Annotated in this window: 8 protein-coding genes; 7 read left to right on the plus strand and 1 reads right to left on the minus strand. The window is 55.3% G+C overall.

Features of this window, described 5'->3' with window-relative positions; translation table 11 throughout:
- The first annotated feature begins 30 nt into the window (after positions 1 to 30).
- Genes PsWM33_RS03905 through PsWM33_RS03935 form a run of 7 tightly spaced genes read left to right on the plus strand, consistent with a single transcriptional unit; the run spans position 31 to position 7,457 of the window.
- Positions 31 to 1,386 (plus strand): aromatic ring-hydroxylating dioxygenase subunit alpha, encoded by a 1,356-nt coding sequence (locus PsWM33_RS03905; RefSeq protein WP_063299286.1) that lies wholly within the window; start codon positions 31 to 33, stop codon positions 1,384 to 1,386.
- A complete protein-coding gene (locus tag PsWM33_RS03910; RefSeq protein ID WP_057465281.1) occupies positions 1,367 to 1,849 on the plus strand; it encodes an aromatic-ring-hydroxylating dioxygenase subunit beta in 483 nt (160 codons plus the stop codon). The genes PsWM33_RS03905 and PsWM33_RS03910 overlap by 20 nt, the downstream gene beginning before the upstream one ends.
- 17 nt (positions 1,850 to 1,866) lie before the next feature.
- A complete protein-coding gene (locus tag PsWM33_RS03915; protein WP_063299287.1) occupies positions 1,867 to 3,486 on the plus strand; it encodes an AMP-binding protein in 1,620 nt (539 codons plus the stop codon).
- A complete protein-coding gene (locus tag PsWM33_RS03920; RefSeq protein ID WP_063299288.1) occupies positions 3,483 to 4,661 on the plus strand; it encodes a thiolase family protein in 1,179 nt (392 codons plus the stop codon). Before PsWM33_RS03915 ends, PsWM33_RS03920 begins: the two co-directional genes overlap by 4 nt.
- Positions 4,661 to 5,920: an SDR family NAD(P)-dependent oxidoreductase gene (locus PsWM33_RS03925; protein WP_063299289.1), complete on the plus strand. Its 1,260-nt coding sequence runs from the start codon at positions 4,661 to 4,663 to the stop codon at positions 5,918 to 5,920. The genes PsWM33_RS03920 and PsWM33_RS03925 overlap by 1 nt, the downstream gene beginning before the upstream one ends.
- Before the next feature lie 2 nt (positions 5,921 to 5,922).
- Entirely contained in the window at positions 5,923 to 6,729 is an 807-nt protein-coding gene (locus tag PsWM33_RS03930) for a cyclase family protein (protein ID WP_063299290.1), read from the plus strand.
- Positions 6,729 to 7,457: an SDR family NAD(P)-dependent oxidoreductase gene (locus tag PsWM33_RS03935; protein ID WP_063299291.1), complete on the plus strand. Its 729-nt coding sequence runs from the start codon at positions 6,729 to 6,731 to the stop codon at positions 7,455 to 7,457. Before PsWM33_RS03930 ends, PsWM33_RS03935 begins: the two co-directional genes overlap by 1 nt.
- 64 nt (positions 7,458 to 7,521) lie before the next feature.
- Here PsWM33_RS03935 and soxR read toward each other — a convergent pair whose 3' ends face one another.
- The gene (gene soxR / locus PsWM33_RS03940; protein WP_063299292.1) at positions 7,522 to 7,989 is read right to left on the minus strand and encodes a redox-sensitive transcriptional activator SoxR; all 468 of its coding nucleotides are present in this window, start codon (positions 7,987 to 7,989) and stop codon (positions 7,522 to 7,524) included.
- Positions 7,990 to 8,138: the final 149 nt, after the last annotated feature.

An 8,138-nucleotide genomic window follows, 5' to 3' on the forward strand; every position in this document is an offset into this window, starting at 1 on the left:
TGCGCTCTAAGCTTTTTGGGAGGGGAGCTTATGACCATGAAATACAAAGATAACCCGCAGGCGGTGGCCGACCTTGTGCGCCCCGCTGAGGTTCATCGCGATCTTTACATCGACGATGAAGTGTTTGCCCTGGAGATGAAGCATCTGTTTGCCTCCACGTGGGTTTATGTGGGGCATGAAAGTCAGGTGCCCAATGCTGGCGATTATTTCGCGACCGACGTTGCTGCTCAGCCTATTTTGCTTGCACGGCATACGGATGGCGAGGTGTATGTGCTGCACAATCGCTGCCCGCATAAAGGCACCAAGATCGTCATTGATCGTACAGGCAACACGGGCAAGTTTTTCCGCTGCCCTTACCATGCCTGGTCGTTCCGCACCAATGGCAAGCTGCTCGCGATTCCGCTGAAGAAGGGGTACAAAGACACCGGTTTTGAGCAGAGTGAGGCTGGGCAAAGCGGTCTGCCGCCTGTGGGTGCGGTGAAGAACTACCGCGGCTTTATCTTTGTGCGCATGAACCAAGAGGGCATCAGCTTTGAGGAGTTCTTCGGCGGCTCCCTCTCCTCTCTCGATAACATGGTGGACCGCTCTCCGGTTGGGAAGCTAGAGGTGGCTGGCCCACCGCTGCGCTATATGCACAATTGTAACTGGAAGATGCTGGTTGATAACCAGACGGACACCTGTCACCCGATGGTTGCTCATGAAAGTTCCGCTGGCACCGCGGTTGAGATCTGGGAGAGCATAGACAAGGACGAGAACACCAAAACGCCTATGGCGATGGAGGTGATTGCGCCGTTCATGTCGCCCTATGAGTTCTTTGAGGATATGGGTATTCGCACCTGGCCGAATGGTCATGGCCATACAGGTGTGCATCATTCCATTCACTCGGATTACTCTGCTATTCCGGGTTATCTGGAGATGATGGTGGAGGCGTATGGCGAAGAGCGTGCCAAGGCTATTTTGGGTGAAAACCGGCATAACACGGTCTATTTCCCGAACATCATGATCAAAGGCCCTATCCAGCAGTTGCGTGTGTTCATTCCACTGGCCGCCAATAAGACGCTGGTTGAAAGCTATATCTTCCGCCTTGTTGATGCGCCGGACATGCTGCTTGAGCGCACGGCCATGTACAACCGCCTGATCAACGCGCCAACCTCCATTGTTGGGCACGATGATCTGGAGATGTATGAGCGCGCGCAGGAAGGCCTGCATTCTCAGGAACTTGAGTGGGTGAATGTGCAGCGCCTTTATGATGCTGACGAAGACCTGGATGAAGAAGCCGTTGAGAACGGGACGACGGAACGCCAGATGCGCAATCAGTTCCATGCCTGGAAGAAGTTTGTTGTTGCAAGCATGGAGGCCGAAGCTCGTGACCTTACCGACGCGTGATGACCTGATCGACTTTGTCTACCATGAAGCCCGGGTGATTGATGAAGGCCGCTTTGATGAGTGGCTGGAGCTTTGGGGCTCTGACAGCTACTACTGGATGCCGCTGGATTATCAGCAGGACAACCCGAAAAACATGACCTCGCTTATGTATGAGGACGCATTCTTGCGGAAGCTTCGTGTTGAGCGCCTCAATGGCCTGCGCACTTTTTCGCAAAAACCCAAGAGCCGCTGCTCTCATGTTTTAAACCGTCCTAGCATCGAGGCTTTTGATCCGAAGGCGGGCCAATTTATCACCCGCACTGCTGTTCATTATGTGGAGACGCGGCTCGATGACCAATTCTTGCTGGCAGCCACCGTGCACCATCATTTTGAGATGATGGAGGACGAGTTGAAAATTAAGCTGAAGCGGGTTGATCTGCTCAACTGTGATGCTGCCTTTGGCAACATCCAGCTGTTCATTTGAGAAAACAGGTTGTTTGAATGATTGAGCATAAATCTGTTTTCGATGCGTTTTGTGCTACTGCCGAAAAGTGGCCAGACCGTCCGTTTGTGAATGTGTTGCCTGAGACTGCCGAGCTTTACGGCATTGAGGCTAGAGAGACCTGCTACGCAGAAGCATTGGTTCAGGCGCAGAGTGCGGTGGTGCGGTATCGGCAAGCTGGCCTTCAAGCTGGAGACCGAGTTCTGGTTCTGCTTGAAAACCGCCCTGCCTTCTTTCTGCACTGGCTGGCCCTGAATGCGCTTGGCGTGGTAATCGTGCCAATCAATCCTGACTTACAAAGCTCAGAGCTTGAATACATCGGCAGACATGCAGAGCCTGTTCTGGTTATTTCAACGTATGAGCGCAAAGCAGATATGGAACAGGCAGCGCGTGACAGTGGGCTAGGTTTTGCCTGTGCCACACTGGATGATGCCCTGCCCGTTGTGCGCGCGCCTTCAGATGAGATCTATTCGCCTGCGCAAGAAGACCCTGCGGCGATGCTTTATACCTCTGGCACCACCGGGAGCCCGAAAGGCTGTGTGCTGGCTAACCGCTACTTTCTGGAAGCGGGGCATTGGTACGCCAATGCAGGCGGCACGTGTGCGCTGAATGAGGATGGCGAGCGGATGATTACGCCGCTGCCGATCTTCCATATGAATGCGATGGCATATTCTGCCATGGCGATGATTGCTGTTGGTGGGTGCCTGACAGCTCTGGACCGCTTCCACCCGCGTTCCTGGTGGCAGAATGTGCGGGATAGTGGAGCAACCTGCCTGCATTATCTGGGCGTTATGCCATCGATCCTGATGGGTCTGCCAGAAGCGCCGGAAGACAAAGCCCATTCTGTTCGCTTTGGCTTTGGGGCGGGCATTGATGCCAAGCTGCATGTTCCGTTTGAGGAGCGCTTTGGAATTCCTCTGGTGGAAGCGTGGGCCATGACAGAAACAGGCGCTGGATCTGTGATTGCGGCCAACCAGGAGCCTCGTAAGCGCGGCATGAACTGCCTTGGTAAGCCCGGACCTGAGATGGATGTGTGCATCATGGGTGATGACGGTGTGCCTGTTACAGGAACCGACCCCGGTGAGTTGCTGGTGCGGCGCAAGGGCGATGATCCGCGTGTCGGGTTCTTCTCCCATTACTTCAAGGATGATGCAGCGACCAATGAGGCATGGAAAGCCAACTGGTTTCATACGGGCGATATTGTTCGGCGGGATGAGGATGGTGACTTCTTCTTCGTGGATCGCAAGAAGAACGTGATCCGGCGCAGTGGCGAGAACATTGCCGCGGTGGATGTGGAATCCGTTTTGATGCAGCATCCGGACATTGAGGCAGTTGCTGTTTGTCCTGTCCCAGATACCATTCGCGGGGATGAGGTGTTTGCCTCTATCGTCTGGCGCGGCGAACAAACGAAGGATGCAGCAGAAGCGATTGTGCGCTGGGGGTTGGAGCGCATGGCCTATTACAAGGTGCCCGGCTACATCGCATTTTGCAGCTCTTTAAAGCTGACCGGTACACAGAAGATCCAGCGGGCAGCCCAAAAACAGAGGGCACTTGAACTGCTTGAAACATCAGAGGCATTCGACACCATCCACCTGAAGCGGAGGCAGTTGGTTTCATGATCAAGCCACGCAAACGCATGGGGTATGACGGGGTTGTCGTGGCAGCCCCTGCCAGCACTCCCTATGAACGTTATTCAACAGAGACCGCGCATTGGTGGATTGCCAAAGCGCTGCGGCAATCGATCAAATCTGCCGGTCTTACACCGCGCGATATTGACGGGTTTTCTGTCGCCAGTTTCTCGCTGTTTCCTGATACGGCTGTTGGCCTGACTCAGCATCTGGGGCTTGTTCCGCGTTGGCTGGATCATATTCCGCAGGGCGGCGCCAGTGGGCCCAGTGCACTGCGCCGGGCTGCTCGTGCCGTGCAATGTGGGGATGCCTCTGTGGTGGCTTGCGTTGCGGGGGATACCAACCACGTGGACAGCTTCCGGCGCATGCTCTCCAGCTTTTCACGGTTCGCGCAGGATGCCTCCTACCCATATGGCGCTGGCGGGCCGAATGCCTGTTTTGCGCTGCTGACTGACTATTACATGCGCGAATTTGGCGTGGGCCGTGAAGATTTTGGCCGGATCTGCGTTTCTCAGCGGGACAATGCTTTGCGCAATGAAAACGCAGTGATGAAGAAGCCACTGACCATGGAGGCTTATCTGGCAGGGCGTGAGATCAGTGATCCAATTACCCTGTTTGACTGCGTGATGCCTGTGGCTGGTGCTGAAGCTTTTTTGGTGATGCGCGAAGAAGATGCGGTCGCCTCTGGGATTCCGCATGCGCATATCAGCGCGACCATTGAGCGGCACAATGCGTTTGCTGAAGACCCAATCCAGATGCGTGGTGGCTGGGAGATGGATATTGATGAGCTTTACGGGATGGCCGGGCATGGGCCAGAGAGCGTGGATCTGTTGCAGACCTATGATGATTATCCGGTCATCGTGATGATGCAGCTGGAGGACCTGGGCTTTTGCGCGAAAGGCGAAGCAGCTCGGTTTATTGCAGATAAGGACCTAACGGTTTCCGGAGACTTCCCGCACAACACCTCCGGCGGGCAACTGTCTGCTGGTCAGGCTGGGGCTGCTGGTGGGTTTATTGGACTTGCTGAGGCCATCCGGCAGGTGACGGGCACGGCTGGGGCAACGCAGGTGGCGGATGCCAAGCGGGCTTTGGTTTCCGGCTTTGGGGTGATCAACTACGACCGCGGCGTGTGCACCAGTGCGGTGATTTTAGAAGGGGTGAGCTGATGGTTACACCTCTTCAAAAACCACCCAAAAAGAACCCGCAGGTGCGCACTCGTGTGCCCACATTGCCTTCTCATTATCGTAGCCGTTCTGCCCTGTTCATGGCCGCAGCTGCCGCTGAGGGGCGGTTTATGCTGCAGGTCTGTGCTGGGCCAGGTTGTGGGTCTGTTCAATACCCTGCACGGGATGCTTGCAGTTGTTGTCTGTCTGATCGGCTCGTTTGGCAGGATGTGTCTTCGCGCGGAAAGCTGATTGCAACGTCTACTGTGCGTACGAGCACCAACACTTATTTCCGTGAGCGTACACCGTGGCGGCTTGGGACGGTGCATCTGGAGATTGGCCCCTCCGTTATGTGCCACCTTCACAGTGAGGTGGCGGTGGGGGATGAGGTGCAGCTGATTAATCGGCTCGATAAGTCCGGACAGAGCGTTTTGCTTGCCTTGCCCCTGGAAAAAGGCCAGTTGCAGGAGGATGATATGCAGCTTCGTGAATTGACGTGTGATCCGAAATTCCGGCGCATTCTGATCACAGATGCACGCAATCCGAATGCGTATGCACTGGCAAAGAGCCTGCTGGAGGCTGGAGCTTCTGCTGTGTTTGTTGGAGAAGCGGAGAGTTGGCGACCCTACCCTGATCGCGCCAAACTTGAGTCTCTTCAAGGTGTTGAGCTGGTTTCTTTAGATGTGACTGACACTTCCTCCGTTCAGGAACTTGCCGGCGAGTTTGGTGGCAAGGTCGATATTTTGATCAACAATGCCCGCTTTGTGCGGCCCGGTGGTATTCAGGGTCGTGGGGACGTGGGCTTTGCTATGGATGAGATGCAGGTCAACTATTTCGGCATGATGCGGCTTGCACAGGCCTTTGCCCCTGCCATGGCCGGGCGCAGTGCAGATGGGGTGAACAGCGCGGTGGCGTGGGTGAACGTGCTCTCCGTCTACTCGCTGGTCAGCAACCCCGGCTTTGGCAGCTTTTCAGCCTCCAATGCAGCCGCGCATTCACTCTCACAATGTTTGCGGGCGGAAATGGCGTCCTCTGGTGTGCGGGTGGTGAATGTTTATTGCGGCCCAACCGAGGATGAATGGCATCAGCCTTTGCCTCCCCCTACAGTGCCTGCGGGTGCGTTGGCGCGGGAACTGGTGAAAGCTCTGCAAGCAGGGCTGGAGGATGTGTATGTGGGTGACATTGCCAAGGACATCCGGCGCAAGTTCATGGAGAGCCCGAAGGTGCTTGAAAAAGAAATGACAAGTCTGGAGGCGCTTTGACCATGGAAGCCTTGAAAGAGAAACTGGCGAACCCGGTTGAGCTTCTGAGCTCTGCTTTGCTTTCCGGTGATGTGGAAGTGGTGGACCTGACGCATACGCTTGATCCGGATTTTCCGGTAATTGTGCTACCGCCCGAGTTTGGGCAGTGCGCGCGCTTTCGCATGGAAGAGATCTCCGCCTATGATCATCGCGGTCCTGCATGGAAGTGGAACACCTTCACCTGCTCTGAACACACAGGCACGCATTTTGATGCGCCGATCCATTGGATTTCCGGCAGGGATCTGCCCAATAACACGGTGGACTCCATTCCCCCTGAACACTTTGTCGGGCCAGTGGTGGTGATTGATTGTTCTGAAGGGTCTGCACAGGATGATGACTTTGAGCTGACACCGGAGATCATTGCCCGGTGGGAAGCTGAACATGGGCGGATTCCGGCGGACAGCTGGGTGTTTATGCGCACAGACTGGAGCAAGCGCCGTGGTGCGGCTTATCTGAATATGCGCGATGACGGGCCACATTCACCCGGACCGACACCGGACGCAATTCGGTTTCTGATTGAGGAGCGCGGCATTCGCGGGTTTGGGACAGAGACTGTGGGGACAGATGCGGGCCAAGGTGTGCATTATACGCCGCCCTATCCGGCGCATTTTTATCTGCACGGGGCTGGCAAGTATGGATTGCAATGCATGTGCAATCTGGACCAGTTGCCTGCCACGGGTGCCATGATCTTATGTGCCCCGTTGAAGATCAAAAACGGGACAGGTAGCCCGCTGCGCGTTCTGGCGCTGGTGCCAAAGGGAGACCGCTGATGTCAGAGGAGTTCACAGCGGTCATCACAGGCGGCAACAAGGGCATTGGCGCGGCATTAACTCAAGAGATGCTGGAGTCTGGTTACACGGTCATATGCCTGTCGCGCCGTGAGCCTGAGTTTGAGCACCCGAAGCTGCATTTTCATCAGACTGACTTGCTGGATCAGGCACAAGTGAGTGCTGCGGCTGAGGCAATTGCTGGTGAGCATGAGGTGACGCATCTCATTCACAATGCGGGACTGATCTTTCCCAATTTGATTGAAGAGACTGAGCCTGACGATATTACAGGACTTGCCCAGCTTCATCTGGGGTCAGCGCTGACTCTGCTCAAAGCCTTCTTGCCGAGCATGAAGGCCAATCAGTTTGGGCGCGTGCTGTTTAACGGCTCCCGTGCTGCTTTGGGAGCAAAGACACGGACGGCGTACAGTGCCTCCAAGGCTGGTATGATTGGCATGGCGCGGACGTGGGCGCTGGAGTTGGCGCAGCATCAGATTACGGTGAATGTGGTGGCGCCGGGTCCGGTGAAGACAGACAACTTCTGGGGCATCATTCCTAAGGGCAGTGAACAGGAGCAAAAGCTGGCGGATGGCATTCCTGTTGGCCGCATCGGCACGGTGGAGGACATCACCAATGCCTTTATGTTCTTTGCTGATCCCAAGTCCAGCTTCATCACCGGGCAGACGCTGTTTGTCTGTGGTGGGATGAGTGTGGGGACTGCCCTGCTGTAATTTCGTGCAGTTAAAGTTCTGAATCAGATTCAGCTCATGACTGCACATGTCTGATGCCGCTGAGTCAGTGTTCTTCTGCCGGCATTTTCCGACGCCACCCGAGTAAGTGGGCGCCTGCTCCATCACTGCCAAGTTTGTCTTCAGGATTAAGGAGATGGCAGTCGGTCAAGGAGAGGCAACCGCAGCCGATGCACTCATCAAGGCCTGCTCTCAGGTCCTGAAGTTCTGCAATGCGGTTGTCGAGATCCTGCTGCCACCACGTGGAGAGTTTGGCCCAATCCGCTGCTGAGATCTTCTTCTCGTTGGGCAGTTGGTCCATGGCCGCTTTGATTTCCTTTAGAGACACGCCCAGCTTTTGCGCGGCCTTGATCACGGCGATCTTACGCAGGACGGCTGCGGAGTATCTTCTATGGTTTGCGTTGTTGCGCCAGGAGCTGATGAGCCCCTTTTCTTCATAGAAGTGAACAGCAGAGACTGCGATGCCACTGCGCTCTGCGACCTGCCCTACGGTTAACCCTTGCAAGGAGACCATTGTCATTCCTCTATTTTTCGCCTTGACCTCAACATTACTTGAGGAATTAGAAGAGATCATGACAGTAATCAAGACCCAATAAGGAATGGCAGATGAACAAGATTTACGCGGTGAGCTTCCCCCTTTGAAGTGGTCCACGCCTATAGTTA

This window comes from Pseudovibrio sp. WM33 (genome assembly GCF_001623165.1).
Classification (GTDB): Bacteria; Pseudomonadota; Alphaproteobacteria; order Rhizobiales; family Stappiaceae; genus Pseudovibrio.

Bases quoted from the DNA above. Each gene is read 5' to 3' on its own strand.
- PsWM33_RS03930 (WP_063299290.1), top strand. From the start codon at position 5,923: ATGGAAGCCTTGAAAGAGAAACTGGCGAACCCGGTTGAGCTTCTGAGC.
- PsWM33_RS03905 (WP_063299286.1), top strand. From the start codon at position 31: ATGACCATGAAATACAAAGATAACCCGCAGGCGGTGGCCGACCTTGTG.
- soxR (WP_063299292.1), bottom strand. From the start codon at position 7,989: ATGGTCTCCTTGCAAGGGTTAACCGTAGGGCAGGTCGCAGAGCGCAGT.
- PsWM33_RS03915 (WP_063299287.1), top strand. From the start codon at position 1,867: ATGATTGAGCATAAATCTGTTTTCGATGCGTTTTGTGCTACTGCCGAA.
- PsWM33_RS03925 (WP_063299289.1), top strand. From the start codon at position 4,661: ATGGTTACACCTCTTCAAAAACCACCCAAAAAGAACCCGCAGGTGCGC.
- PsWM33_RS03935 (WP_063299291.1), top strand. From the start codon at position 6,729: ATGTCAGAGGAGTTCACAGCGGTCATCACAGGCGGCAACAAGGGCATT.
- PsWM33_RS03920 (WP_063299288.1), top strand. From the start codon at position 3,483: ATGATCAAGCCACGCAAACGCATGGGGTATGACGGGGTTGTCGTGGCA.